This is a genomic window from Oscillospiraceae bacterium CM (assembly GCA_022870705.1).
Taxonomy (GTDB): domain Bacteria; phylum Bacillota; class Clostridia; order Oscillospirales; family Oscillospiraceae; genus Sporobacter.
The window spans coordinates 1407972-1433433 of the sequence record CP072107.1 but is presented as its reverse complement, the minus strand read 5'-3'; the positions used below and the strand labels follow the sequence as shown (position 1 = coordinate 1433433).

General features: G+C 52.6%; 22 protein-coding genes, 1 other RNA gene, 3 riboswitches and 1 other annotated feature. Of the genes, 18 read left to right on the top strand and 5 right to left on the bottom strand.

The annotated features are described in order from the left end of the window. The first annotated feature begins 121 nt into the window (after nt 1-121). The 11 genes from IZU99_07090 to IZU99_07040 all read left to right on the top strand — a co-directional run bounded on the left by IZU99_07090 (nt 122) and on the right by IZU99_07040 (nt 14446). Nucleotides 122-457, top strand: coding sequence for a LytTR family transcriptional regulator (locus IZU99_07090; protein UOO37035.1), 336 nt, complete (start codon nt 122-124; stop codon nt 455-457). Between the two features lie 57 nt (nt 458-514). Further along, a riboswitch (cyclic di-GMP riboswitch) is annotated at nt 515-604 on the top strand. Between the two features lie 60 nt (nt 605-664). Further along, nucleotides 665-752, top strand: a riboswitch (cyclic di-GMP riboswitch). A 70-nt stretch (nt 753-822) separates the two neighbouring features. Beyond that, nucleotides 823-906: riboswitch (cyclic di-GMP riboswitch) on the top strand. A 37-nt stretch (nt 907-943) separates the two neighbouring features. Further along, nucleotides 944-2257 (top strand): right-handed parallel beta-helix repeat-containing protein, encoded by a 1314-nt coding sequence (locus IZU99_07085; protein ID UOO37034.1) that lies wholly within the window; start codon nt 944-946, stop codon nt 2255-2257. A 264-nt stretch (nt 2258-2521) separates the two neighbouring features. Further along, on the top strand, nt 2522-3889 hold the full coding sequence (locus tag IZU99_07080) for a polysaccharide biosynthesis tyrosine autokinase (GenBank protein ID UOO37033.1): 1368 nt from the start codon (nt 2522-2524) through the stop codon (nt 3887-3889). Beyond that, nucleotides 3852-4583 carry a hypothetical protein gene (locus IZU99_07075; protein ID UOO37032.1) on the top strand — a complete coding sequence of 244 codons (732 nt, stop codon included), beginning with the start codon at nt 3852-3854 and terminating at the stop codon, nt 4581-4583. The genes IZU99_07080 and IZU99_07075 overlap by 38 nt, the downstream gene beginning before the upstream one ends. A 68-nt stretch (nt 4584-4651) precedes the next feature. Beyond that, nucleotides 4652-4948 carry a late competence development ComFB family protein gene (locus tag IZU99_07070; protein ID UOO37031.1) on the top strand — a complete coding sequence of 99 codons (297 nt, stop codon included), beginning with the start codon at nt 4652-4654 and terminating at the stop codon, nt 4946-4948. 321 nt (nt 4949-5269) lie between these two features. Further along, the gene (locus tag IZU99_07065) at nt 5270-7762 is read left to right on the top strand and encodes a sodium-translocating pyrophosphatase (protein ID UOO37030.1); all 2493 of its coding nucleotides are present in this window, start codon (nt 5270-5272) and stop codon (nt 7760-7762) included. A 272-nt stretch (nt 7763-8034) separates the two neighbouring features. Further along, complete coding sequence (locus tag IZU99_07060; GenBank protein ID UOO37029.1) at nt 8035-10566, top strand: cation-translocating P-type ATPase; 2532 nt, start codon at nt 8035-8037, stop codon at nt 10564-10566. 324 nt (nt 10567-10890) lie between these two features. Beyond that, nucleotides 10891-12132, top strand: coding sequence for an ammonium transporter (locus IZU99_07055; GenBank protein ID UOO37028.1), 1242 nt, complete (start codon nt 10891-10893; stop codon nt 12130-12132). A 19-nt stretch (nt 12133-12151) separates the two neighbouring features. After that, nucleotides 12152-12493 carry a P-II family nitrogen regulator gene (locus IZU99_07050; GenBank protein ID UOO37027.1) on the top strand — a complete coding sequence of 114 codons (342 nt, stop codon included), beginning with the start codon at nt 12152-12154 and terminating at the stop codon, nt 12491-12493. 297 nt (nt 12494-12790) lie between these two features. Continuing rightward, nucleotides 12791-14035, top strand: coding sequence for an ammonium transporter (locus tag IZU99_07045; GenBank protein ID UOO37026.1), 1245 nt, complete (start codon nt 12791-12793; stop codon nt 14033-14035). Nucleotides 14036-14104: 69 nt separating this feature from the next. Further along, nucleotides 14105-14446, top strand: coding sequence for a P-II family nitrogen regulator (locus IZU99_07040; GenBank protein UOO37025.1), 342 nt, complete (start codon nt 14105-14107; stop codon nt 14444-14446). 51 nt (nt 14447-14497) lie between these two features. Here the strand turns inward: IZU99_07040 and IZU99_07035 are convergent, their stop codons facing one another. Beyond that, nucleotides 14498-16837: a PBP1A family penicillin-binding protein gene (locus tag IZU99_07035; GenBank protein UOO37024.1), complete on the bottom strand. Its 2340-nt coding sequence runs from the start codon at nt 16835-16837 to the stop codon at nt 14498-14500. A gap of 122 nt (nt 16838-16959) precedes the next feature. On the opposite strand from IZU99_07035, the gene IZU99_07030 reads away from it, so the two are divergent. The 5 genes from IZU99_07030 (at nt 16960) to IZU99_07010 (ending at nt 19933) form a co-directional block, all read left to right on the top strand. Continuing rightward, on the top strand, nt 16960-17295 hold the full coding sequence (locus IZU99_07030) for a BofC C-terminal domain-containing protein (GenBank protein ID UOO37023.1): 336 nt from the start codon (nt 16960-16962) through the stop codon (nt 17293-17295). 107 nt (nt 17296-17402) lie between these two features. Then, complete coding sequence (locus IZU99_07025) at nt 17403-17690, top strand: DUF1292 domain-containing protein (GenBank protein UOO37022.1); 288 nt, start codon at nt 17403-17405, stop codon at nt 17688-17690. Between the two features lie 134 nt (nt 17691-17824). After that, nucleotides 17825-18022: non-coding RNA, 6S RNA (gene ssrS, locus IZU99_07020), on the top strand. Between the two features lie 149 nt (nt 18023-18171). Beyond that, nucleotides 18172-19713 carry a hypothetical protein gene (locus tag IZU99_07015; protein ID UOO37021.1) on the top strand — a complete coding sequence of 514 codons (1542 nt, stop codon included), beginning with the start codon at nt 18172-18174 and terminating at the stop codon, nt 19711-19713. A 64-nt stretch (nt 19714-19777) separates the two neighbouring features. Further along, nucleotides 19778-19933 carry a hypothetical protein gene (locus tag IZU99_07010; GenBank protein ID UOO37020.1) on the top strand — a complete coding sequence of 52 codons (156 nt, stop codon included), beginning with the start codon at nt 19778-19780 and terminating at the stop codon, nt 19931-19933. A gap of 19 nt (nt 19934-19952) precedes the next feature. Here IZU99_07010 and rplL read toward each other — a convergent pair whose 3' ends face one another. The 3 genes from rplL to IZU99_06995 all read right to left on the bottom strand — a co-directional run bounded on the left by rplL (nt 19953) and on the right by IZU99_06995 (nt 22472). Continuing rightward, a complete protein-coding gene (rplL, locus tag IZU99_07005) occupies nt 19953-20336 on the bottom strand; it encodes a 50S ribosomal protein L7/L12 (protein UOO37019.1) in 384 nt (127 codons plus the stop codon). 68 nt (nt 20337-20404) lie between these two features. Continuing rightward, nucleotides 20405-20935 (bottom strand): 50S ribosomal protein L10, encoded by a 531-nt coding sequence (locus tag IZU99_07000; protein ID UOO37018.1) that lies wholly within the window; start codon nt 20933-20935, stop codon nt 20405-20407. Nucleotides 20936-20966: 31 nt separating this feature from the next. Then, nucleotides 20967-21092, bottom strand: a sequence feature (ribosomal protein L10 leader region). A gap of 381 nt (nt 21093-21473) precedes the next feature. Further along, the gene (locus tag IZU99_06995) at nt 21474-22472 is read right to left on the bottom strand and encodes a calcium/sodium antiporter (GenBank protein UOO37017.1); all 999 of its coding nucleotides are present in this window, start codon (nt 22470-22472) and stop codon (nt 21474-21476) included. Between the two features lie 309 nt (nt 22473-22781). Here IZU99_06995 and IZU99_06990 point away from each other — a divergent pair, with 309 nt between their 5' ends. Together IZU99_06990 and IZU99_06985 are read left to right on the top strand one after the other, a co-directional pair. Then, entirely contained in the window at nt 22782-23591 is an 810-nt protein-coding gene (locus tag IZU99_06990) for a YitT family protein (GenBank protein ID UOO38779.1), read from the top strand. A 162-nt stretch (nt 23592-23753) separates the two neighbouring features. Further along, nucleotides 23754-23984 carry a hypothetical protein gene (locus tag IZU99_06985; protein UOO37016.1) on the top strand — a complete coding sequence of 77 codons (231 nt, stop codon included), beginning with the start codon at nt 23754-23756 and terminating at the stop codon, nt 23982-23984. A 105-nt stretch (nt 23985-24089) separates the two neighbouring features. Here the strand turns inward: IZU99_06985 and IZU99_06980 are convergent, their stop codons facing one another. After that, on the bottom strand, nt 24090-25145 hold the full coding sequence (locus tag IZU99_06980; GenBank protein UOO37015.1) for an IS30 family transposase: 1056 nt from the start codon (nt 25143-25145) through the stop codon (nt 24090-24092). Between the last annotated feature and the right edge of the window lie 317 nt (nt 25146-25462).

Below are 25462 nucleotides of genomic sequence, written 5' to 3'. Positions count from 1 at the left end.
GAATATTACACTACTAAAATGGTTATTAAAACTATCATTTATTTAGATAATTACAAATATTTACACTCCAAGTGTCATCTCAATTACTTTTATTTGACACTTATACTTTGGTGAATGCTTTATGTTGATTCCAATTAAAAATGATGATGGGTTAATTCTAATAAACGCTAAAGACATCTATTATGTGACAAAGGATGGCCCATATGTATTATACAAATTAAAGAAAAAAACGATTAAGTCAAGAGATAATCTATATTCTGTTACATTTTTGCTTAATAATAAAGATTTTCTTCGTTGTCATAAGAGCTTTATAATTAATTTAGGAAAAATATACTCGATTAATAAGTATAATGCGACCACATTTAATGTCAAATTTGTCGATATCAATGATGAGGTTTTTATGACGCTGTCAGCGTACAAAAGTATGCTAAAGTTTCTAAATACAGGCATCAATTAATTAATTTTCCGATAATACTTGACAATTCGATTTTTTGTGCTACTATGAAGCTATAAAAAACCGAAAAGGCAAACTCATCGAAAGGTGAGGACGCAAAGCCAAGGGTCTAAAGCCGCAGAGATGCGGTGATGACAGCCGGTTGCCGAAGCGAAGAGCTTATTAAAGCTCCGTTTGCGCAGCCGCAGACGGAGCTTTTTATATTTCCAAAAACCGAAAAGGCAAACTTATCGAAAGGTAAGGACGCAAAGCCAAGGGTCTAATACCGCACGAGCGGTGATGACAGCCGGTTGCCGAAGTGATGGACTCACGATAATGAGTTCCGTCTGCGCAGCCGCAGACGGAACTTTTTTGTTTCAAAAGCAAAGATACCTAAATCGCAAACTTGCCGAAAGGCAAGGACGCAAAGCCAAGGGTCTAAGGCCGAAAGGTTATGACAGCCGGTTGCCGTGTGCTCTGTTTGCAGAGCCTGTAAAAGGGGTTATCATCATGAACGGAAAGAAACTCAGGAAAACAGCAGTCGTTATTCTCGCCGCTGTCCTCACAGCGGGCCTTTTGGGATTCAACACTCTCGCGGCTAAAAATGCGCCGAACACTGCCAAGGCGGCGGCAACGGCTCCCGCGGCCGCCGTGGACGTGACGAGCTACGGCGCGAAGGGGACTGACAGAACGGATGACACCGCTGCCATCCAAAAGGCGCTGAACAGCAGCCAAAACGTCTATATCCCGGGCGGCACTTATTATATCAATGTTGATGTCTCCTTAAAGCTTCGTTCCAATCAGACGCTCAAGCTGGCTGATAACGCCATCCTGCAGGCCCTGCCGACGGCCAGCGCCAACTACAGCGTTCTTGACATCAGCGGCGTCACCGGCGTGACGGTGACGGGCGGCAAAATCGTCGGCGACCGGGACAATCACAGCGGTACAGGCGGCGAGTGGGGTATGGGCATCCTCATTGAGAACGGTGCCAATAACGTGGCCGTCACAAATATAACAATCACGAACTGCTGGGGCGACGGCCTGTATCTCGGCGGCGGGACCGCTGTTACGAATATCCGCCTTGAGGGCGTCACGGCGGACAACAACAGACGTCAGGGTCTGTCCATCACAAACGCAACGGGCGTCACGGTGACGAACAGCACCTTCAAAAACACACAGGGTACAGCGCCGGAAGCCGGCATTGACCTGGAGCCGAACGAAGGCCAGGTCGTTGCAAACGTCACCATCACGAACACGGTCTGCACCGACAACGCCGGCTCTGGCCTTGAGATCATGGGCTGGCTCGAGCGCATCAAGGATGTGACCGTCACAGGCGGCAACATGTCCGATAACAACGACGCGGGGATTTACATTGAAAACGCGGAGAACCTCCGTTTCAATGGCACCACCGTGAGCAATAATTATACAGGCATCAACATCCCGCGCGACGCCGCCAACGTCACCTTTGAAAATATGACGGTGAATAATAATCGCGACCGCGGCGTCTCCCTCGTGACGACCTATCAGCAGACGGGCGTTAACAACATTGTCTTCACAGCCTGCGTTTTCACGAACAACAGCGCCGCCGCCGCAAACAACGTTGACGGCGTCCGTGTTGACAATTACGACGGCACACAAACAATTACAAACGTCTTTTTCAATGGCTGCACCTTCAGCAATACCCTCGCTGACAAAACACAGCGCTTCGGCCTGACGGTTGGCTTTTCAGGCGGCATGAACACGGTCGTTCTTGGCAGCGGCTGTGTCTTTAAAGCCAATGTGAGCGGCGATTATCTCGGTGGTGACGCACTGACCGTCGCCTGAACATAAATAAACCCTCATACAAACAACAGAAAGCGGGGAGACGCCGGGCGTAAATGCCCGGCGCCTTTCTGTCGTGTTCCCAATGCGCCTGTCCTGTCAGACATACCCGTTTGATTAAACTGGATATTTTCCGCATCCTGTGATAAGATTATTTTGTCCGGCGCTTCAGAAAAGAGCAAAATATGCCGATATTTACAGGTAGCGTCGGATGCACACGCGCGTGCGGCTGTGCCGCGCGATCACATCAGATTGGGGCGCTTTGTTATGAATCAGCAGATCGATTTAAAACAGGCGGTGAAAAACGTGCTCAAGAAGGGCTGGGCCCTTCTGGCTTTCGTTGTTTTAACAGCGGCGGCAGCGCAAATTATCAGCGCTAATTTTATTCCGAAGATTTATCAGGCGGAAACGACGATGTTCATCGGTCAGGAACAGGGGTCGTCTCAAAACCTCACCCTGTCGGATATGGAGGCATCGAGCCAGCTTATAGTTGATTATAAGGAGCTCGCCAATTCCCACCGCGTCATCGACCCCGTCATGAGCAGCCTGAATATAAAAATGGACTTTGGGGATTTCAAAAAGGCCCTCAAGCTCGACGTTCTTGACACGTCACGCCTCTTCTCCGTCGCCTTCTCAAGCGAGGACCCGGTGCTGGCATATAACGTTGCCAACGCCATGGCCGTCCAGCTTGTCTCGGTCGCGGGTGAAGTCGTCAAGGTCGAAAACATTCAGATCGTCGACCGCGCGACCATTCCGGCAGAGCCAGTTTCACCCGACGTCAATATGATTACGGTGCTCGCGGCTGTCATCGCCCTTGTCGTTGGCTTACTGTTCATTTATCTGCACGAGCTGTTCAGCGACGCGTTCACAAGCCAGGAGATGGTTGAAAACGAGCTCCAGTTGGACGTTGTCGCCATTATTCCGCACTTTAAAGAGGAGAAAAGCAATTATCACAAAGGGCTTGTGACGATTACGGAGCCGAACTCCTACCTGTCCGAGAGCTTTAAAATGCTCCGAACGAACATTAATTACATGACGAAGGAAGACGGGAACAAGGTCATCATGCTCACCAGCTCCGTCGGCTCAGAAGGGAAGACGACAACGTCCTGCAATCTCGCCATCACCATGGCGCAGGAGCATAAAAAGGTTCTGCTTATTGACGGTGATCTCCGTCGCCCGAATCTCTTTAAAACTTTTAAAATCAACATGCTGCCCGGCCTGTCGGACATTATTTACGGCAAGTACGCGCTGGCCGAGGCCATTCAGCACGCCATTGATGTGCCCGGGCTTGACATCTTAACGGCCGGCCGCATGACGTCCATGACGACGGAGCTGTTATCCTCCGTGGCGTTCAAACGCGTTATTGACGAGGCCCGGGAAAAGTACGACTATATCCTGATTGACGCCCCGCCCGTCCTCAACGTTTCGGATACCGTCATCATCTCGCGGATTGTCGACAAAGTACTCTTTGTTGTCGCCATGGAATCGACGAACAGGTCGCTCGTTAAGGAAGCCAAACGCAGCCTTGACAAAGTCAGCGTCAAGCTGATGGGCATGATCCTCACCAATATGCGCATCAATCCGAAGAACTATTATTATGGCGGTACCGAGACGCGCCGTAAAAGCAGACGGTAGCGCCGTGACGGATATGCACTGCCATGTTCTTTACGGCGTGGATGACGGCGCAAAAACGATTGAGGAATCGCTGCTCATGCTCCGAGCCGCGTGGCAGGACGGCGTCCGTGCCGTCATTGCAACGCCGCATTGGAACGGCTCAACAGAGCGTGCTATGCTGGCGTCGCGTCTTCAGGCGCTGCGCGCACGCCTCCGCGAAGACCTGTCCGGCTTTACGCTTGAACTCGGGGCGGAGTGTCGGCTCACAGAGGCGCTGCTGCCCGCCCTTCAAAGCGGCGCGTGCCCGACGCTTGCGCAAAGCCGCTGTGTCCTCGCCGAAATCAGCCCGCTCATGCCCCAGGCACGCATGCAGGCGCTGCTTGAGGCGCTGCTGTTAAACGGTTTTACCCCCGTCGTCGCCCATTGCGAGCGCCTGATAAGCCGCCGGGAAGACTTGGGGCGTGTTTTTACCCTCAAGGCCATGGGCTGCCGCCTGCAGGTCAACGCCGAATCGGTGCTGCGTACCGACCGCCTTGGCCGCTGGGTGCTGGAGCTGCTCCCGGCCGTCGACTTTATCGCCAGTGACGGGCATAATCTGACGACGCGCAAGCCTCTCCTCCGAAAAGCATATGACAAAACGGCTGCGTGCCTAGGTCAAAAAGAGGCCGACAGCCTGTTTTTTTCAAATGCCCGGGCGCTTTTGGGCGTCGGATAACACCGGTCTTTACGCGCGCCGAAAATGGCGCTATAATAGACGAAACAAGTCACAACAGGGGGCACATTATGGACCGACACGAAGCTGACATCAAACATGGAGATCTGGAGCCTGTAAATATTAATGAGGAATTCGTCAAGCAGTGCGTCAAGAAAACGATGGAGGAGATGGATGTCTGCCGCTGCCCCGTCTGCTTTGCTGACGCGTGCGCCTTAGCGCTCAACGAGCTGCGCCCGAAGTATGTTACCACAAAAAAAGGGGCGCTTTTAACAGGGATCACCACAACAAAGGTGTCAAACCATACAGACATCATGGTGGAAGCGACAAAGGCCATCCTCAAGGTTGCGCAAAATCCCCGCCACTAACATAGACGTTTCAAAAGCCCGGCTAAGCCGGGCTTTTGTTTGCTTCTTTTCCTCTTATTTCAAATTGTTGCGAATAATTATTCAATTGCTGTGCCGCCATGGTCATGAATATTGTACAAAAAATCTAATTTTGAAGAGCCAGCCGGAATTCTGTATTTTTATCTTGTACATTCCATAACAATTTGTTAATATATTTGATGGCTTAATCACAGCATCAGCCCGGGTGAAGGCAGAGGATTCATTGAGAGGGATCGTTTTGCGTGAAAAGCTGTATTGCAGGTCTGTGCGCATTGAACAGATGGGTGCAGATGAAAGCTTTAGATGAAAGGACGTAGAAAAATGACTCTATTAAAGAAATGGGTCAAATCAAGCAAGCTCTTAAAGGCGTCGCTTGCAACTGTGATCGGCGCATTGCTGACGGCATTGTCACCGGTTGCGTTTGCCAGCGAAGCGGATCTGCACATTCCTGATTTGGCCGAATCCAAGTTCTTCGGTCAGGTCAACGGCAACACCATACTTATTATCGGCATGGTCATCTGTGTTTTAGGTCTGCTTTTCGGTTTTTATCAATTCTCGAGAGTTCGAAAAATCAAGGCGCATAAATCCATGCTTGAGGTTTCGAACACCATTTTTGAAACCTGCAAGACATATCTTGTACAGCAGGGCAAGTTTATTGCCATCCTTCTGCTGATCATCGGTGCCTGCATCGCTTTCTACTACGGCGGCCTGCAGGATAAAGCTGTGTCGGACGTTGTACTGATCCTTATCTGGGCGGTTATCGGTATTCTTGGTTCTTACGGTGTGGCGTGGTACGGTATTCGGATGAACACGCTGGCCAACAGCCGTATGGCCTTTGCGTCCCTTGAGAAAAAGCCCTTAAAGCTTTTAAACATCCCGCTTGACGCGGGCATGAGCATCGGCGTTTTGCTCGTTTCGGTCGAGCTCATCATGATGCTCTTCATCCTCACCTTTGTCCCGCGTGACCTCGCCGGTGCGTGCTTTGTCGGCTTTGCGGTCGGCGAATCCCTCGGTGCCAGTGCCCTGCGTATCGCGGGCGGTATCTTCACAAAGATTGCCGACATCGGCTCCGACCTCATGAAGATTGCCTTTAAAATCAAGGAAGATGACCCGCGCAACCCCGGCGTTATTGCCGACTGCACGGGTGACAACGCCGGCGACTCCGTCGGCCCCACGGCAGACGGCTTTGAAACGTACGGCGTGACGGGCGTCGCGCTCGTTTCCTTCATCGCGCTGGCCGTCAAGCCGGAATTGCAGGCGACGCTCCTGCTTTGGATTTTCATCATGCGCGTTCTCATGCTTGTCACCTCCGTCGTCTCCTTTTACATCAATAAGGCGTTCTCTAAGGCCGCCTATAGCAAGGCTGAGGAGTTTGATTTTGAAAAACCGCTGACGAATCTTGTCTGGATCACCTCGATCGTCTCAATAATCGTCACATATGCCGTCAGTTACCTCGTTATTGGCCCGAATTCGGCTGTTGGTGCTGAGAAGGCGAATCTGTGGATTGTGCTCGCTTCCATCATCAGCTGCGGCACACTCGGCGCGGCGCTTATCCCGGAATTCACGAAGATTTTCACAAGTCCGAAATCGACGCACGTTCAGGAGACTGTTACGGCCTCCAGAGAGGGCGGCCCGTCCCTCAACATTCTCTCCGGTCTCGTTGCCGGTAACTTCAGCGCCTTCTGGCAGGGCATGGTCTTCTTTGCGCTTATGTTTGTGGCCTATCTTTTCAGCGGCAAGGGCCTTGACGACATTATGATCTTTCCCTCCATCTTTGCCTTCGGCCTCGTCGCTTTCGGCTTCTTAGGCATGGGCCCTGTCACCATCGCCGTCGACAGCTACGGCCCTGTGACGGATAACGCCCAGTCGGTCTATGAGCTTTCCCTGATTGAAAGCATCCCCGATGTCGACAAGGAAATTGAGAAAGACTTCGGCTTCAAGCCCGACTTTGAGACGGCCAAGCATTACCTTGAGGCCAACGACGGCGCGGGCAACACCTTTAAGGCAACGGCTAAGCCTGTTTTGATCGGCACGGCCGTCGTCGGCGCGACGACGATGATCTTCTCCCTCATTCTCGTTATCCAGAATGTCCTCGGCGTCAACCCGTCGGAAATCCTGAACATCTTAAACCCCTTCACCATTCTCGGCTTCCTCTGCGGCGGTGCCGTTGTCTATTGGTTCACCGGCGCGTCCACGCAGGCTGTTTCCACAGGCGCGTACAGAGCCGTTGAGTACATCAAGGCGAATATCCAGCTCGATGAGAACGCCAGCCAGTCGGCCGCCACAGAGAAATCTAAGGAAGTCGTCAAAATCTGCACACAGTACGCGCAGAAGGGCATGTTCAACATCTTCATCGCCATCTTCAGCTTCGCTTTGGCTTTTGCGTTTTTCTCCGCGCCCTCCGGCGCCAACAACAACCCCGTCAGCTTCTTCGTATCCTACCTCATCTCCATTGCCGTCTTTGGGCTTTTCCAGGCCATCTTCATGGCCAACGCCGGCGGCTGCTGGGATAATGCCAAGAAAGTCGTTGAGGTTGACTTAAATGAAAAGGGTACCCCGCTGCACGATGCGACTGTCGTCGGCGATACGGTTGGCGATCCTTTCAAGGATACGTCTTCCGTTGCTTTAAACCCGATCATCAAGTTTACAACGCTCTTCGGCCTTCTCGCGATGGAAATTGCCCTGAGCGACGCATTCCGTTCCATCGCGCCGTACATCGGCGGTGTCTTCTTTGTCATCGCGCTCGTCTTTGTCTGGCGCTCCTTCTACAAAATGCGCATTAGCACGAGCAAATAGAACCGCTTGACAAAAGCCCCATTTTAAGGGTATAATAGCCCCATTAAAAATTGCATTGACCTGCGCATTCCGACAACAGAATGTTCAACAGGCAGTACAAACTGAGCAGGCGACGGGCCATTCGGCTCGTGGGGCTGGGCCGCAAACGCGGCAGCAGATGATTTTAACACATCTGTGGGACAGTGTATGTCTCACAGATGTGTTTTTTTATCGTCTTGAGACAAATGCCATTGAGCCAACAAAATCTGCGAAAGCAAATGGAGGGGACTTATATGACTCACAATAGCGAACGTTTTAATGGCCTTACAAGCCGAGAAGCCGCTGCGCTTGGGGAGCGGTACGGGAAAAACACGCTGCAGGCGGAAAAGCATGAAAGCTTTGCCGCAAAGGCTTTTAGCATCGTCAAAGAGCCGATGTTTGTTCTGCTGCTCGTCGCGTCGACTATCTATTTCCTGCTTGGCGAAGCGCGTGACGGGGCCATCATGCTCGTCTTCGTCCTTGGCATCATCAGTATTGATATCATTCAAGAGTGGAAGACGGATAAAACGCTTGCCGCCCTTAAGAATCTCTCCGCACCCCGCGTCACCGTCATCCGGGATGGCGTTGAGACAGAGATTTTTAGTGTTGACCTCGTCCCCGGTGACGTAATGCTTCTGCACGAGGGCGTCAAGGTGCCGGCCGACGGCGTCGTTATACGTTGCAGTGATCTATGTGTCGACGAGTCGACGCTGACGGGCGAGTCGGTGCCCGTCTGGAAGACAGTGTGCATCGGTGATACAGCTGATGACGACTATTGGCGGCGGGACGCTGTCTACGCCGGGACGCTCGTCACCCAGGGCACAGCCGCCGTCTATGTCGAAAAAATCGGCATGGAGACGGAATACGGCAAAATCGGCGCCCAAGTCACCGCTGCCCGAGAGGAGAAAACGCCGCTACAGAAACAGACGTCGTCCATTGTTAAAATCTCAGCCGGCATTGCCGCCGTCCTGTTCGCGCTCGTTGGCGCGGCAACGTATATCAATATCCCTGATATCCCCCTTGTCCCGCGCCTCATCCAGAGCCTTTTATCCGGCGTCACACTGGCCATGGCGATGATCCCAGAGGAGTTCCCCGTCATCCTCACGGTGTTTTTATCGATGGGCGCATGGCGTATCGCCAAAAACAACGCTCTCGTGCGCCGTCTGCCCTCTGTTGAGACGCTGGGTGCCGTGTCTGTCCTCTGCGTTGATAAAACGGGCACCATCACGCAAAACAAAATGACGGTCCGTGAGGTCTGGGCTGTCGATCATGATATGATGACCCTGTGCGAAGTCATGGGTCTTGGCTGCGAGACGGACGCGTATGACCCGATGGAAAACGCGATCTTAGAGCACTGCCAGAAGCTCGGTATTACGAAGGAGCATCTCTTCGGTGATGCGCTCCTAACCGAGTTCGCGTTTACAAATGAACTGAAAATGATGGGCCACGTCTGGCGCCACGAGGGTGAAATCATCCTTGCCGCCAAAGGCTCGCCGGAGCGCCTTTTAGCGCTTTGTGACCTCAGCGACGACGCGCGTGGTGACGCCGAGCGCAAGCTCTGCGAGATGTCGGGGGAGGGGCTGCGCGTTATCGCCGTCGCATCGGCCAAATACGACGGCGTCGCGGAGATACCAGAGAGTCTCACCGCCAGCACGCTGCATTTTAACGGCCTTGTCGGCCTGTATGACCCGCCGCGTGAGCACGTCGCACGGGATATTGCCGTGTGCAACAGGGCAGGCATCCGCGTTGTTATGATCACGGGTGATAACGGTATCACGGCGTCGGCTATCGCGCGGCAGGTCGGCATACCAAACAGCGACCGGATTATCACTGGCGATATGCTCGATGCGATGAACGACAGCGACCTTCGCGAGCAGGTCAAAACGGTCAGCCTTTTCTCGCGCGTCATTCCGGCGCATAAAATGCGTATCGTTCAAGCGTTCCGCGAAAATGGCCACATCGTCGCCATGACGGGTGACGGCGTCAACGACGCCCCGGCCCTGAAAAACGCCGACATCGGCATCGCCATGGGTGGCCGGGGGAGCGAGGTCTCGCGTGAGGCGGCCGACCTGATCTTACTGGATGACAACTTTTCAACAATCGTCGACACCGTGCATGACGGACGCCGGATTTATGACAATATCCGTAAAGCAGTCGGCTATGTGTTCACGATTCACATCCCCATCGCGTTTTCCTCGCTTCTGGGCCCCATGCTCGGCATTGCCCCCGAGAGTCTCTTGCTTCTGCCGCTCCACGTCGTGCTCCTGGAGCTTATTATTGATCCGACATGCTCTGTCGTTTTAGAACGGCAGCCTGCGGAAACGGGCGTTATGGACCGTCCGCCACGCAGCCCGCAGGAAAAACTGCTGACGGGAAGGGGCCTTCTCAAAAGCATTATTCAGGGTCTTGTTATCCTCGCGGCCTCCTTTGGCGCATTCTACATGACGCTCCTCTCCGCCCCCGGGAAAGCCGCCGAGGCGCGCGCAATAGGTCTCGTCGTCCTCATGCTTGCCAATCTCTTTCTCGTTTTTGTCAACAGCTCCGAGTGCGACCATTTTCTGGCATCTGCGCGGCGGATGGCAGGCGATAAAATTGTTTGGGCGTCGCAACTGGGCGTACTTTTGATGATCGCTGTCATTCTATATACGCCGCTCAACACGTTATTAAAGCTTGCACCGCTGTCACCCAGATCACTTCTTCTCGCATTGGCGCTTGCAGCTATGTCCGTATTGTGGTATGAAATCGTCAAGCTGCTGAAGAGACGGCGGAAAAATGCAGGAGAATAACATTAATATTGCATATTGCTTTTTACAGCGCCGTATGTTATAGTATCACCAAATTTAAGATGTGTAAGGCAATGGGGCCGAAGACTGCAAGGGTAACCGTCTGCAGTCGGCGGCCTTTACTTTTTTCAGCACGCGTAAAAAGTAAAGGCTTCCGACCGTGCGGGATAGCCTCTTGTCGTCTGAGGCCCTGTTTTCATCAGCCTGCTGATGAAAACAGGGGCTTAACAAACAATGGTGTACATATGTGTTTGCTTGCCGCCCGTTTTCTGACGCTGAAAATCGAGCGGCTTTTTGCCGTAAAAATGTAAAAGGGAAGTGGTTTTTATGACGCTCAATTCCGGCGACGTCTCCTGGATGCTGACCTCGTCAGCCCTTGTTCTCATTATGACACCAGGTCTCGCGTTCTTCTACGGCGGGCTCGTCAAGCGCAAAAACATCATCAATACGATTATGTCCTCTGTCATCCTGATGGGCATTGCCTCGCTTTTGTGGGTCTTCATCGGATTTACGCTCTCTTTCCACGGCGATACGGGCGGTATCATCGGCGATTTGAAATGGTTCGGCATGAGCTTCGATACGCTCAAGGATATAACATATCCGTATCCAAATACGCTTGGCTTTGCCATCTTCCAGATGATGTTTGCCATCATCACACCGGCGCTTATTACAGGTGCCATCGCTGAACGCATGAAATTCGGCGCGCTTGTCATCTTTACAACAGTCTGGTCGATCATTGTCTATTATCCGCTGGCGCACATGGTTTGGGGCGGCGGTCTCATCTTCCAGTTCGGTGCTGTCGACTTCGCCGGTGGCGACGTCGTCCACATCAGCTCCGGCGTCTCGGCACTCGTTCTGGCGATTCTGCTCGGCAAACGGAAAAACTTCGGCAAAGCGACGTATCATCCGCATAACGTCCCGTTTGTCCTTCTGGGCGCCGCGCTCTTATGGTTTGGCTGGTTCGGCTTCAACGCCGGCAGCGCGCTGGCGGCCAACGGCCTTGCCATTCATGCGTTTATGACGACAAATACGGCCGCCGCCGCCGCCCTCGTCTCATGGCTTGTCATTGAAGTTGTCAAAAACGGCAAACCGACGCTTGTCGGCGCGTCCACAGGTCTCGTCATCGGCCTTGTCGCCATCACGCCGGGTGCGGGCTTCGTCCCGGTTTGGGCGGCCATCATTATCGGCGCTCTGGTCAGTCCCATCTGCTACTTCTTTATCAGTGTTGTCAAGCCGAAATTCGGTTATGACGATGCGCTTGACGTCTTCGGCTGCCACGGCATTGGCGGTATCTGGGGCGGGGTCGCGACAGGCCTCTTCGCACAGACATCCATCAACTCGGCGGCGCAGTGGAACGGCCTCGTCTTCGGCGACATCAACCTCTTTGTCCGGCAGCTGGCTGCCATCGGCCTGACAATCGTCATCGCCGTTGCCGGTACGCTGATTGCCGCCGGTATCGCCAAGCTCGTTGCGGGCAGCCTCAAGGTTGCCGCAAAGAGCGAGGATATGGGACTTGACAGCGCCGAGCACGGCGAAACGGCATATCCTGCCTTCAACGGCATGGACTAAAGGAAAAGGGGACTCAGATATGAAAAAGATTGAAGCTTATATCAGACCGGAAAAGCTGGAGGAGATCAAGGCGCATCTTGACACACTGAATTTAAACGGTCTCTCCATTAGCCAGGTCATGGGATGCGGCCAGCAAAAGGGCTGGAAGGAGTTTGTCCGGGGGACAGAAGTAGACTATAATTTCCTGCCGAAAATCAAGCTTGAAATCGTCGTCTGCGACGAACGAGCGGAGGATGTCGTGAACCAGATTTGTGATATCGCCCACACCGGCGATGTTGGTGACGGCAAGATTTTCATCTCCGATGTGGGCGATGCGATCCGCATCCGCACCCGTGAGCGCGGCCTCGACGCCGTGAAATAAATTTAACAACCTAAAAGGCAGCGGTTTTGCCCGCTGCCTTTTTGCATTGTTAAATTATAATCTTGCATTTCGTCGAAACATATGGTAAATTAAATCGATCATTTGAATACTGTGTAGGCAATGGGGCCGACGGCAAGGGAGCCAGGGGCTGTTGTGACGTGTGTCACAGCGGTCTTTGTGTTCCTATTTTCTTTTTTCCGGACGTGTTTTTGTATGCATGTCCGGTCTTGCCGCCTTTGGTTGACGATTGCCATACGGGAAAATGATGGCAATCGCAATTAGGGGAGGAAGATACATATGCTCAATTCAGGTGATATTTCCTGGATGCTCATTTCGTCGGCGCTCGTCCTGCTGATGACGCCGGGGCTTGCTTTTTTCTACGGCGGCCTTGTTCGGCGAAAAAACTCAATCAACACGCTCATGTCGTCCATCGCGATCATAGGTATCGCTTCGATTCTGTGGGTTCTCATCGGATACTCACTGTCGTTTGTCGGTGACCTTGGCGGCCTCATCGGCACACTGAAAGCCTTCGGTCTGAATGGGATTGATGCGCTGCCCGGCCCCTATGCGCCGACAATTCCGCATCTGCTGTTCGCCATTTTCCAGATGATGTTCGCCATCATCACCCCGGCGCTCATCACAGGCGCCGTAATCGAACGCATGAAATTTGGGCCGCTACTCTTGTTTGCCGCTTTGTGGTCCGTCATCGTCTATTATCCGCTGGCACACATGGTTTGGGGCGGCGGCTGGCTCCAAAAGCTCGGCGTTCTGGACTTCGCAGGTGGCACGGTTGTCCATATTAGCTCCGGTATCGCGGCGCTCGTCATGGCAATTCTCGTCGGCAAACGGAAAAATCACGGTAAGAAAGCGTACAGGCCGCATAATATTCCGTTTGTGCTCCTGGGTGCCAGCCTTTTATGGTTCGGCTGGTTCGGCTTTAACGCAGGCAGCGCGGGCGCGGCCAACGAAATTGCCGTTCGCGCTTTTATGACGACGAACACAGCGGCCGCTGCCGGTATGCTCGTCTGGATGCTGCTCGAGACGCTCACAAGCGGCAAGCCGACGCTCGTCGGCTGCTCGACAGGCTTTGTCGTCGGCCTCGCCGCCGTCACGAACAGTGCGGGCTTTATTCCGATCTGGGCAGCCATCGTCATCGGCGCGCTCATCAGCCCCATCAGCTTTTTCTTTATCACACGCGTCAAGCCGAAATTCGGGTATGACGATGCGCTGGACGTTTTCGGGTGCCACGGCATCGGCGGCATCTTTGGCGCCTTGACAACGGGCCTCTTTGCCCAAAAGGCGCTCAATCCTGTCATCCAATGGAATGGCCTCGTCTTCGGCGAGACAACGCTTTTTGTTCGCCAGCTTCTGGCCATCGGCTTCATCGTCGTTTTCTCAGCCGTTGCAACGCTTCTCGTTGCCGGTATCGTCCGCCTCGTTGCCGGGCCGCTGAAGGTCACCGCGCGTGACGAGGATTACGGTCTTGATCTCTCCGAGCACGGTGAGACGGCGTACCCGGCCTTCAACGGCATGGATAACTAAAAATAAATGATTTGAATAATGCCACATCTGCTGATATAATAGACCCACTTTGACAAAGGGGTTGAAGCGATGAAAAAAATAGAGGCATTTATCAGACCGGAAAAGCTTTCAGAGATTAAAGAGCTTCTGAACACAATGAATATCAACGGTCTCTCCATCAGCCAGATCATGGGCTGCGGCAATCAGAAGGGCTGGAAGGAGTATGTCCGCGGTTCTGAGGTAGAGTATAACTTTCTGCCGAAGCTGAAGCTCGAAATCGTCGTCGTAGACGAGCAGGCCGACGCGCTTGTCGACAAAATATGTGAAAAGGCCTATACCGGAGAGGTCGGAGACGGCAAAATTTTTATTTCCGATGTACGTGACGCGATCCGCATCCGAACGCGCGAGCGCGGAGACGCTGCCGTTAAATAGTAAAGAAAGAAAAAAAGGAGACGCTGCAGCGTCTCCTTTTTTATAGTTAGGTCACGGTTTGGAGGATGTCTTTGGGGAGGTGGACGGCGACGTACCGGGTGATGTTGACGGGGACGTCGGCGGCTCTTCAGACGTATCAGGCGGCGGCGTTGTGCCGACCGGCTCGTAAACGAACTCGATAACATTAAGCGCCGCGTCGTTAGAAATTGTCAGCGTCTTTTCCGTTACGCCGACGATCGTATAGCCGTCGACAGCGGCGGCCGTCTCCGTCACATCGCGTGTTTTAACGCCCGACTTCGTGTTTTGATAGAGCACCTGGCCATCCGTCGTCACGCCGCGGACAATGTAGGGAACAGCCGGGTCAACACCGGGAATCGGCGAGAGGTAGGTATTACCGGGTTTCGAGAAGGTCTTGTACGGCAGGTCTTCGTGAATAAGCTTCATGACCTTTTTAAACAGCTGTGCCGAGGGGTTGCCGCTGACATACATCGTCGCCGGTGTCGGGAAGCCCGTCCAGACGACGGCCGTGTAATACGGTGTATATCCGGCAAACCATCTGTCCTTTTTGTCGGTCGTCGTACCGGTTTTACCGGCCGTCGGCATGAAGCCGAGGTTCGCCTCATGGCCGGTGCCGTTAGCCGCTGCGTCCTGCAGCATATTTGTGACCCAGTAGGCCGTCACGTCGCTGATAGCAACGGTCGTTTTCGGCTTATTTTCATAAACCACATTGCCGTTTGAATCCAGCAGTTTTGAATATGTCCGCAGGTCGGTCTTGACGCCGCCGTTGTCAAACATTGTGTATGCCGCCGCCATCTCGCGCACTGTTACACCATACGTCAGCTGGCCGAGCGCCAGCGGCGCGTAGGCGTCGTCGTTCGGAGAGAGATTCATGCCGAGCTTATTCGTCACGAAGTCAAACGATTTGTCGGGCGTGAGCTTATCCATGATCTGCGCGGCAACGGTGTTGACAGAGCGGCGCAGCGCCTCTCGGACGGTGATAATGCCGCTGTAACTTAAATCGTCATTTTTTGGCATCCACGTTGAGCCTTGCAGCTTCACATCGGCACTGTCTTCAAAGCGCGTCTCGGGCGTTATGAGGTGGTTTTCCATCGCTGGGGCATAGACAGCCAGAGGCTTGATAGAGGAGCCCGGCGGCCGTCGGCTCTGTGTGGCGAGGTTGTATAGTCGGTTGCCAGGCTTCTCGCCGACGCCGCCCTCCAAGGCGACAATATCTCCGGTGTATGGGTCGGCAATGACAATGGCAGACTGAATCTGCTGGCTGGACCCGCTGACCTTCGGGATGGCGGATAAATCCTGATAGATGCTGTCCACCTTTGCCTGGATGTCCGGGTCAATTGTCGCATAAATCTTATAACCCTGCGTAAACAATAGGTCCTCGGCCACGCGTCTAGAGCAGTCCTTGAGTGTCATCAGGTCCGTGATGACATCCTCAATCACAGCGTCCTCAAACCAGGTGTACGTTACCTGGCTCGGGTTTGCTTTACCGGAGTTTTTAAAGACGAGCTTCTGGCTGATGGCCTCGTCGCACTGCGCCTTTGTTATGTATCCCTGCTCATACATCTGGTTTAAAATGTTTTCCTGGCGCTCTTTGTTGGCGGCCTCGTTGATATAGGGGTTATACATGGACGGGTTATTCGTGATGCCGATGATGGAGGCACACTCTGCCAGCGTCAGGTCTTTCGCTTCCTTGCCAAAATAATACTCTGCGGCCGCACCGATGCCGGAACGGTTGCCGCCAAAGGTGACGGTGTTTAAGTACCATTCGATGATCTGCTGCTTGCTGTACTGCTTTTCAAACTGCAGCGCCCGGAAGATTTCAAGCAGCTTTCGCTGGACGGTGACCTCACTCTCGTTGGTGAGGTTTTTAATGAGCTGCTGCGTGATGGAGGAACCGCCGAAGTTGCCGTCCCGCAGGCTTAAAAACATGTTGCCGAACGCGCCGAGCGTTCTGTACCAGTCAACGCCATGATGCTTATAAAAGCGCTTATCCTCAATCGAGACGAGGGCCTTTTCGGCGTAAGCCGGAATCTGGTCGTAGTCAACCCATTTTCGGTATTCGGTGCTCTGCAGCGTCACAAGCTCCTGATACGTGCCGGTTGTCTTGTCCTCATAATAAATGGTACTGGAGAGATTCATTTTGAAGTCATCCATGCTGATGCCGATTTGTGAGGAGAGGTTTGTCTCCACGTAGACGGCAAAAATGCAGGTAAAAATGAGGGTGGTCGTTACCAAGATCAGCAGCAGTGTGCCAAGTATTCGCAAGGCCAGAAAGAGGGCATTTTTGACACGGCCATCTGCTTTTAAATCGTTGTTTTTCGTCTTGCCTTTTTTATTTGAAGACAAGGCCTTCACCTCGCAGTCGATGCGCATTTACTCATGCTACAGACATTGTAACATATTTGTCAAATTTTTTTTGTAACTATTTTAATTCCGTTTAACACAAGAACGAGCCGGGTATAATTTTTTTAATTACACCCGGAAAGGTCGTGAAAATGGTGCGTATCAGGCTCAGGGGGGCTGTTCTTTCTCTTGCTTTCTTAGCCGCAGCTGTCATGCTTATTCTCCTGGCGGCGACAGCCGTCATTCAAGATGTTTCGGCGGGCACGCCTGCCGTTCAGGCGGACAATCAGGAAACGGGGCGCTATGTCATTGGTGCCTATAATGGCCGTGTTGCCGTTTTTTTTGGTGGTGACCGGAAAGCACCGGTGATTGAAACGACGATAGACATTTCGTCATTGCGGGCTGTTGACAGGCAAAAGCTGGATCAGGGGATCGATGCCGCAACGTATGAGGATGTCCTGCGGCTTTTAGAAGATTTCAGTTCGTAACGGGACGGGCAGGCTCTTGAATATTGGCGCGTTATGCGGTAAAATAGCAGCACAGTGATGCATTGTGCTGTGTTTTGCATTGCTGAAAACAAACGTCGGAGGAAGCGATGAGCGATCAGTACGGAAGCGATTTTATTTCCGTCACCGATGATGACGGCAATGAATTTGAGCTCGAGCATTTGGATACAATAGAGTTGGACGGGGCGCTTTATATGGCGTTTCTGCCGGCCGACATGGATGAGAAAGACGACGATTACGGTATAGTGATCTTGAAGGTCATCGAGGAAAATGGTGAAGAAATTCTCGCAACCATAGACGAGGACGCCGAACTCGACCGCGTTTACAGCCACTTTATGGAACATTTTTTTAGTGACGACAATGATGAGGCCGAGTGACGGGCTCAACTCGCAGCCAGTATTTAACACGGGTGTTGCCGGTTGAAAAACGATCGGCAATGTGCTAAAGTCAAATGGCCGGGGTGATGCTTGCCCGGCCGAAAAGAATAGTGCAGTCTGGGCGTTTGCGCCCGTGCACCCTGCTTTGTTCGTGATAAGCCTTTTTAAACCCACATTTAAAATAAGGGATTCCGACCTCTTTAGGTGAATTGCAGGCCTCCCGTTGCGCCCCGCGCGTTAATGGATGTTGGAAGCAGAGAAGCTTGAAGGAGGAAACCCACCTGCCGAGTCGTGCAGGTTTTAATGGGCTTACACGGCACGGTGGGGTCGTTTTTTGCCCAAAAATCCGGCGGCGGCCGGAAATTTGTAAAATAATTGTTCCCCACATTTATTTAAACTTGAAAGCGCACCGGCTTTCAAGTATAATATCCCACGTTATACCGGTTTTACCAACTTACATATCAGAAGGAATGACGGACGTATGAGTGCATCTTCGGATAAAAAAAAGCGCAGCGCCAGCGGTTTTGAAGCCGCGAAACGAAATGGGAAAGACGAACAGTCTCATAAAACGACAAAGACCGCTTTATACTCGGTCATCGCTTTTGCTGTTTTGTTTCTATTGGCGATTTTCATTAACTCTGACCTACTGCGGCAAAAATTCCCGGCGGTAACGGTGGACGGTGTGAAATACGCCGCGGCGGATTTCAACTACTATTTTGAAAATGCCTATATGCAATATTATTCGCTCATGTCAAACGCCGGCATGACGGACTACCTGCCCGACTCGCAGACGTCGCTGAAAAGCCAGATTTACAATAAGGATACAGGCGAGACGTGGGCGGCGTTTTTTGAATCAACGGCACTGGAGCAAATGAAAAATGATACAAAGATTTATAAAGAGGCGCTCAATGCCGGTTATACGCTCTCAAGTGACGAAAAGCAGCAGATTGACGACCAGCTTGCGCAGATGAAAACACAATATGCGCTCTATGGCTATACATCTCTCGACCAATACCTCAAAGTCGTTTACGGCAAGGGGATGGACGAAAAGACATACCGCAAAAATGCCGAGCGCACGTTGCTCATATCCTCCTATGCCGAGCATGTGAAAACGAGCTTTACCTATACGCCGGACGAGCTGGAGACCTATTATCAGGAGAACAAAAACGATCTCGATATGTTTACGTATCGCGTCTTCTTTGTCGAAGCCGCAACGGTTGACGCGTCGCTCTACAGCGACGAGGCCGCCTATAAGCAGGCGCAGACAGCCGCGCTTGATGAGGCCGGTGTGACGGCAAAGGCATACGCTGCCAAAATCACAAGTGAAAAATCTTTTATCGCCCAGGCAAAAGCGTATGACCCTGTCGTCTATGAGCAGGTCGATTCAACGAAAAGCGAGACGGAGGGCATATCGCTCTCGTCGGATTATGCCGACTGGCTCAAGGACGCAAGCCGCCGCGCGGGCGATGTAGAGGCGGTCGCGACGTCAGGCGGTTATGAGGTTGTTCTCTTCGTCGGTCGCTCCAACAATCATTACGCAACCGTCACCTACAATCAAATCGTTGTCAAACCGGTCGACACGTCATCCCTCGACACAGCCGACCAGGCCGCTGCCGACAAAGCCGCTTCCGATGCTAAGCAAACGGCGGCCAACACGGCCTCGGCGATCAATGACGCGTGGACGGCGGCCGGCGCCTCTGGGGATAAGCTCACAGAGCTTGCCACGACCTATCAGGACCAGATAGATACAGCAAGCAGCAAGCTGCAGGAGAATATCGCGAAAAATGTCGCGCCGGACGAGGTAAATGCCTGGCTTTACAACGCCTCGCGCAAGTCGGGTGACCATACGATGCTGACAACGGCTGATGGCACTGTATACCTCCTCTACTTCTCGGGCAACGGCCGTCAATACAGTGACGTGCTTGCCGAAGCGGCACGGCGCGATCAGGATGAAAAAGCCTGGGAGAATGCCCTCACCACAAGCGACGCGAAAAAAACGATTTTCTTCGCTTTCGCCAAATAGCGATTGTTACCGTAATATTACGGAACCGGGACAAGGCTTGACCACGGCATAGCTGTCGTGTATCATGACGGTAAGAGAAAAAACAGCGGCACACCACGCCGACCTTCAAAGCAATGAAGAGCGCATGACGTATTCCGGTCATGCGCTCTTTTTTGCATGCTTGCTGCAAGGCGGGGGGCAGGCTGACAGAAAAATACCGGGCATAAAGCCCGGTATTTGACATGACGGTTTTAACTGTCTTACTTAACTTCGACTTTCGCGCCAACATCCTCAAGCTGCTTTTTGAGCGTCTCGGCTTCTTCCTTGTTGACGCCTTCCTTGATCTTCGCGGGAACGCCTTCGACAAGGGCCTTCGCCTCGGCAAGGCCGAGACCGGTGATGGCGCGGACTTCCTTGATAACCTTAATCTTCTCGGCACCGAAATCAGTCATAACGACGTCAAACTCGGTCTGCTCTTCAACGGCAGCGGCAGCGGCAGTCGGCGCGGCGGCAACAGCAACGGCAGCGGGCGCGGCGGCGGAAACACCGAATTCATCCTCAAGGGCGTGTACGAGCTCAGAGAGCTCCAGAACGGTGAGCTTCTTGACTTCTTCAACAAGAGCGGTAACTTTTTCACTGGCCATTTTTATGTCCTCCAAATAATAATTAATTTAAATATTCCGGCTGCGGCTGCAACCGGCGCGGGGTGTGGTTACGCTGATTTTTGATCGGCAATCGCCTGCAGGGCGACGGCAAGACCGCGGATGTTCGCGTTTAAGACGGTTGCAAGGCCGCTGACCGGTGCGATCATTGTTCCAAGCACCTGAGCGACGAGAACCTCCTTCGGCGGCAGCTCCGCCAGCGCGGTAACCTCGGCAGCCGAAATGAGCTTGCCGTTCACAAAACCGGCTTTAATGGAAATCTTGCTGTTGGGCTTGCCCGCGTATTCGCTGAGAATTTTGGCGGGGGCGACGGGGTCGTCCGCCGAGACGGCCAGGGCCGTTGTGCCGTTAAGGAACGGGTCAAGACCATCGAAACCGACATTCTTGGCGGCAAAGCGTGTAAGCGTGTTCTTAACAACGGCGTAGTCGACATTGGCGTTGCGCATCGCACGGCGCATTTCCGTGTCCTCGGAAACGGTGATGCCCGAGTAATCGACGAGCACACCGGCCGCACCCTTGAGCTTTTCGGTCAGTGCTTCAACCACGGCCTTTTTCTCGCTGAGTACCTTGTCGTTTGGCATGTATTTTTCACCTCCGGATAGTCAAATCCGCGTCCAAATAAAAAATGCCCTTATGCCAAAGGCAAAAGGACATAGAGCAAACAAAAACTTGTCGCTGTCCTCGGCAGGACTTACGGACGAATCCACCTGCTGTCTTTGGAACGCTCAATCATATTATCAGAACAGTATTTGCTTGTCAATACATTCTTTCGTGGCTGCTGCTCGGAATATTTCGAATCCGTGTCAGGATTTCAAATCCCACCCGCCACCCAATAAAGGAATGGGGCTTCGCCCCATACCCCATATCGGAATATGGGATGCGCAAATAGGCGACGCAGACGCTCGTTGCCTTGCCGTAGGGACGGCCATTGGCCGTCCGGCCGCCCCGCCTGCCGCACACGCTTATTGCCTTGCCGTAGGGACGGCCAATGGCCGTCCGGCCGCTCGCGCCGCAGACGCTCGTTGCCTTGCCGTAGGGACGGCCATTGGCCGTCCGGCCGCTCGCGCGACGCTCACGCTCGTTGCCTTGCCGTAGGGACGGCCATTGGCTGTCCGCGTCTTATCCCAGCGCGCCAATCACTTTCACGGCAATGTAAGCGAAATAGCCCGTCACCAGAAAAATACCCGTCAAGCGCCGGAGCGTTTTTTTCAGCGCGGCAACGGCAAAAACGGTAAGCGTCAGAAAGAGAATAACCCCAAAATCAAATACAAGGCTCCCCGGTACAGCGATCGGGGAGATGGTGCCGGACAGGCCCAGTACGAGCAGAATATTGAGTATGTTGCTGCCGACGCAGTTGCCCAAAACAATGTCGGGCTCTTTTTTGCGCGCGGCCACAATGCTTGTGATAAGCTCCGGCATTGACGTCGCTATAGCAACGACAGTCAGACCGATCAGCGTCTGGTTCAGACCGAGAAATTCGGCAAGGTGCGTGCTGCTGTCCACCGTCAGCTTGCCACCGATAAAGAGGCCGCATAATGACAGCAGTGAAAAAATCCAAAGCTTCGGCACGATGCTCTGATTACCGGCAGAGGCAGGCTCAGGCGGGAGATTGTTGCCGTCGCCGTCGGTGTCGATATCTCCCTCGGCGTCGATGTGAATTTGCATCGATTTTTTAGCGTCACGGGCGATGAAGAAGATATAAACGCCAAATGCCGCCAGTAAAAGAATCCCCTCGGTTCTTGACAGCCGCCCGTCTGTCAAAATCAGCGCGGCGAGCAAAATCGAAACGGCAATCAAAACAGGGATTTCGCGCCTGACGGCTGAATCATGAACACGAATAGGGAAGATAACAGCCGCCAGACCGGCAATCAGCGCCATGTTGGCAATGTTGCTGCCGAGCACGTCACCAAGCGTCAGCTGATTGGTGTGCGAAATGCCCGACACGATGCCAACGGCCAGCTCCGGCGCGCTCGTGCCGAAGGCAATAACAGAAATGCCGATAATGAAGGTGGACACGCCGTACCGCCGCGCGAGCTTTGCTGCGGAATCAACAAGGATATCGGCGCTTCTAATAATCAGCACCAGCCCAAGCATCAACAGAAAAAGCTGAATCAGCATCACAATCACGTTCTTTCTATACTTTAGTGGGCCATCTCGACGAAAAAAGGCAGGGCGCTCTTAAAAGCTCCCCACCCATTAAGCTAAAATCTTGAAGCAGCTGCCTGCCCAACCGGATAAAACCATATTATAACACCGGTAATATACCATGTTTTATACCACGTCGTCAAGGGTCGGGGAAGTGGACAAGAAGCATCGCCGCTTGCATCGCCGGCCGCGCTTATGGTATGATTTGTCATACTAGGAAAGGGAGGAAGCATTTTGAAGGAAGCAAATAAGCTCTTACATGTGTTGTTAAAATACGCTTTGCTGGCGGTCGGTGCTGTTTTCGCCGCGGCGGGGCTCGATATTTTTCTTGTACCAAACAGTATTATTGACGGCGGCATTGTTGGCGTATCGATCATCGCGAGCTTTTTAACGGTTATTCCGCTTGGCGTTTATACGTTTGCCCTGAATATACCGTTTTTATTTATCGGCTATAAGCAAATCGGAAAATCCTTCGTTATCTCGTCGCTGTTTTCAACAGCGGTCTTCTCCCTGTTTGTCACGCTTTTTCACGCCGTGCCGAGCCTGACGCACGATGTTCTGCTGGCCACTGTTTTCGGCGGGATCATTTTGGGCGTCGGTGTCGGCCTCATTCTTCGGTGCGGCGGTTCGCTGGACGGGACGGAGATCATTGCGATCATTCTCAGCAGGAAGTCATTTTTATCTGTCGGTCAGATTGTCATGGTCATGAATATCGTCATTTTCACATTGGCGGCGTTTATCCTGGGCTGGGATAGGGCGCTGTATTCCATCCTGGCCTATTTTATTGCGCATAAAGCCATCGACGTTATTCTGGACGGCGTTGATGAGGCGAAAGCGGTGATGATCGTTTCGGATCAGTCAGAGGAAATATCGGAAGCAATCATGGCGCGCTTGGGACGCGGCGTCACGGTCTGGGAAGGGCAGGGCGGCTTTTCTAAAGAGAAAAACCGCATCATTTTCTCCGTCGTAACGCGCCTTGAAATAACAAAACTCCGCGCTATCGTGCACGAAAAGGACGAAAACGCCTTCATCACGGTGCACGATGTCGCGGATGTCACCGGCGGCCGCTATAAAAAGAGGGCGATCCACTGATCACCCGCCCGTCAGGATTTCGAATCCCGCCCGCCACAAAGGAATGGGCTTGGCCCAATACGCCCGAAAGCCTTCCTCAACAAATTATTTTTACAAAAAAGTAATGATAATCAATTCTATTCCGATATAAATTATATGATATTTATATCTGGGAGGAAAACAATGAAAACAAATTGCTGGGAATATAAAAAATGCGGCAGACAACCGGGTGGGGAAAAAGTCAAGGACTTTGGCGTTTGTCCCGCGTCGACGAGCGCAGTATTAAACGGTATACATGATGGGAATAACGGCGGCAGAGCTTGCTGGGTTATCAGCGGTACTTATTGCAAAGGGCAAGTTCAAGGTACATTTGCGCAAAAATTCAGCAATTGTAAAGTTTGTGATTTTTCATAAATTGCAAGTGCAAATTGAACACCCCGAGGCAAAATCGTTCCCATCAATTAACCTTGGACACAGATGGTGCCGCAGGCGCTGTCTGTGCCAAGGTTGTCGCAGCCGTCAGGCTGCGTATTCGGAATCAAGAAAGGCTTCAAATAGTTCCTCTGGCGTGTGGTATCCGAGCTTCTTCCGGGGTCGCCCATTTAACTCATCAGCAGCGGACAGGATGTCCTCGTCTGTATACTGCTCAATAGATGTTCCCTTTGGAACGAAGGTCCGGAACAGTCCATTATGCCTTTCGTTCTGAGGACGTTCCCAAGAGCTGTATGGGTGGGCAAAGTAGATCTGGGAACCCCAAGCCTCGACTTCTGCAAAGTCGGCGAACTCGCTGCCGTTGTCTACGGTAATCGTCTTAAAAATCTGTGAAAAACGTTCCCCGTACTCAGCGCGTAGGCTTTTCATGGCAGACATCACCGCATCACTGGTCTTTCCGGGAATACGAATGGCGATGTAGTGCTCGGTCTTCTTCTCCAGCAGAGAGAGTACAACTGCCTCTTTCCCAGCTCGTTTTCCAACCACGGTGTCGCCCTCCCAGTGGCCGCCTTCTATACGAAGGGAAGCGATCTCAGGACGGGCGGAAATGCTTGTGCCGTAGTGCTTTTTGTTTTCCCTGCCCCTGGCCTTTCGGGTGCTGCGTTTTAAGGCTTCCGGCAGTTCGGTCGGCGTGATGGGAAGCAAGCCTGCCCAGACCATGTTGTACAGAGTGCGGGTACAAACCATCTGATCTTCACTGTACAAACGCTGTCGCTTCGCATATCCGCAGCAGGAATCCAGCGACCACTTGTGTTCCCGGATCTGCTTGACTACCCAGTCAATGAAAGTCTTGCAGGAGCCTGCTTTGAGGGGCTTGACACAAGCCCTTCGATTAGCCTTGTAGATGGCCTCGCCGAGTTTCGGAGAATAGCCAGGTGCTTGGCCCCTGTTGCTCTTCCGTGTCGGTGTACCTCGCCTTAACTCGTATGAGATGGTGGACGGTGAACAGCCAATGTTTCGGGCGATGCCGCGTACGCCAAGTCCCTGCTTCAAGAGGGCTTTGACAGCACCACGATCTTCCAAGCTCAAGTGTTGCCCTTTCTTGCGTTCTGCGCTGACTGTGATAGAATCATTGTTATCCATAGTGATTGTATCCTTTCGGTGGCAGATGTTGTGTAGGAACTACATTTTACCACGAAGAATAATCACTATGGATTTTTCTGTTCAAGTGTTCAATTTCATTTTACAATCAACCGTTTGTGATTTTTATAAAAAAGTTCAGGCTGAAGAAGGTTCAAAATTTGTCCTTGCGTCGGCGCTTGTATCAAAACTATAGAATATTCACGGGGGCAGACCTTGTGTCTGCCCGCGTTGTTGCGCGCCGTCTCCGTAGGGGCGGATTCCATATCCGCCCGCGTATAGAGTGTGACGATCATCATGTGCCGTAGGGACGGCCATTG

Coding starts and splice junctions, on each gene's coding strand:
- IZU99_07090 (UOO37035.1), top strand. CDS start 122: ATGTTGATTCCAATTAAAAATGATGATGGGTTAATTCTAATAAACGCT.
- IZU99_07085 (UOO37034.1), top strand. CDS start 944: ATGAACGGAAAGAAACTCAGGAAAACAGCAGTCGTTATTCTCGCCGCT.
- IZU99_07080 (UOO37033.1), top strand. CDS start 2,522: ATGAATCAGCAGATCGATTTAAAACAGGCGGTGAAAAACGTGCTCAAG.
- IZU99_07075 (UOO37032.1), top strand. CDS start 3,852: ATGGCGGTACCGAGACGCGCCGTAAAAGCAGACGGTAGCGCCGTGACG.
- IZU99_07070 (UOO37031.1), top strand. CDS start 4,652: ATGGACCGACACGAAGCTGACATCAAACATGGAGATCTGGAGCCTGTA.
- IZU99_07065 (UOO37030.1), top strand. CDS start 5,270: ATGAAAGGACGTAGAAAAATGACTCTATTAAAGAAATGGGTCAAATCA.
- IZU99_07060 (UOO37029.1), top strand. CDS start 8,035: ATGACTCACAATAGCGAACGTTTTAATGGCCTTACAAGCCGAGAAGCC.
- IZU99_07055 (UOO37028.1), top strand. CDS start 10,891: ATGACGCTCAATTCCGGCGACGTCTCCTGGATGCTGACCTCGTCAGCC.
- IZU99_07050 (UOO37027.1), top strand. CDS start 12,152: ATGAAAAAGATTGAAGCTTATATCAGACCGGAAAAGCTGGAGGAGATC.
- IZU99_07045 (UOO37026.1), top strand. CDS start 12,791: ATGCTCAATTCAGGTGATATTTCCTGGATGCTCATTTCGTCGGCGCTC.
- IZU99_07040 (UOO37025.1), top strand. CDS start 14,105: ATGAAAAAAATAGAGGCATTTATCAGACCGGAAAAGCTTTCAGAGATT.
- IZU99_07035 (UOO37024.1), bottom strand. CDS start 16,837: ATGCGCATCGACTGCGAGGTGAAGGCCTTGTCTTCAAATAAAAAAGGC.
- IZU99_07030 (UOO37023.1), top strand. CDS start 16,960: ATGGTGCGTATCAGGCTCAGGGGGGCTGTTCTTTCTCTTGCTTTCTTA.
- IZU99_07025 (UOO37022.1), top strand. CDS start 17,403: ATGAGCGATCAGTACGGAAGCGATTTTATTTCCGTCACCGATGATGAC.
- IZU99_07015 (UOO37021.1), top strand. CDS start 18,172: ATGAGTGCATCTTCGGATAAAAAAAAGCGCAGCGCCAGCGGTTTTGAA.
- IZU99_07010 (UOO37020.1), top strand. CDS start 19,778: ATGACGGTAAGAGAAAAAACAGCGGCACACCACGCCGACCTTCAAAGC.
- rplL (UOO37019.1), bottom strand. CDS start 20,336: ATGGCCAGTGAAAAAGTTACCGCTCTTGTTGAAGAAGTCAAGAAGCTC.
- IZU99_07000 (UOO37018.1), bottom strand. CDS start 20,935: ATGCCAAACGACAAGGTACTCAGCGAGAAAAAGGCCGTGGTTGAAGCA.
- IZU99_06995 (UOO37017.1), bottom strand. CDS start 22,472: ATGCTGATTCAGCTTTTTCTGTTGATGCTTGGGCTGGTGCTGATTATT.
- IZU99_06985 (UOO37016.1), top strand. CDS start 23,754: ATGAAAACAAATTGCTGGGAATATAAAAAATGCGGCAGACAACCGGGT.
- IZU99_06980 (UOO37015.1), bottom strand. CDS start 25,145: ATGGATAACAATGATTCTATCACAGTCAGCGCAGAACGCAAGAAAGGG.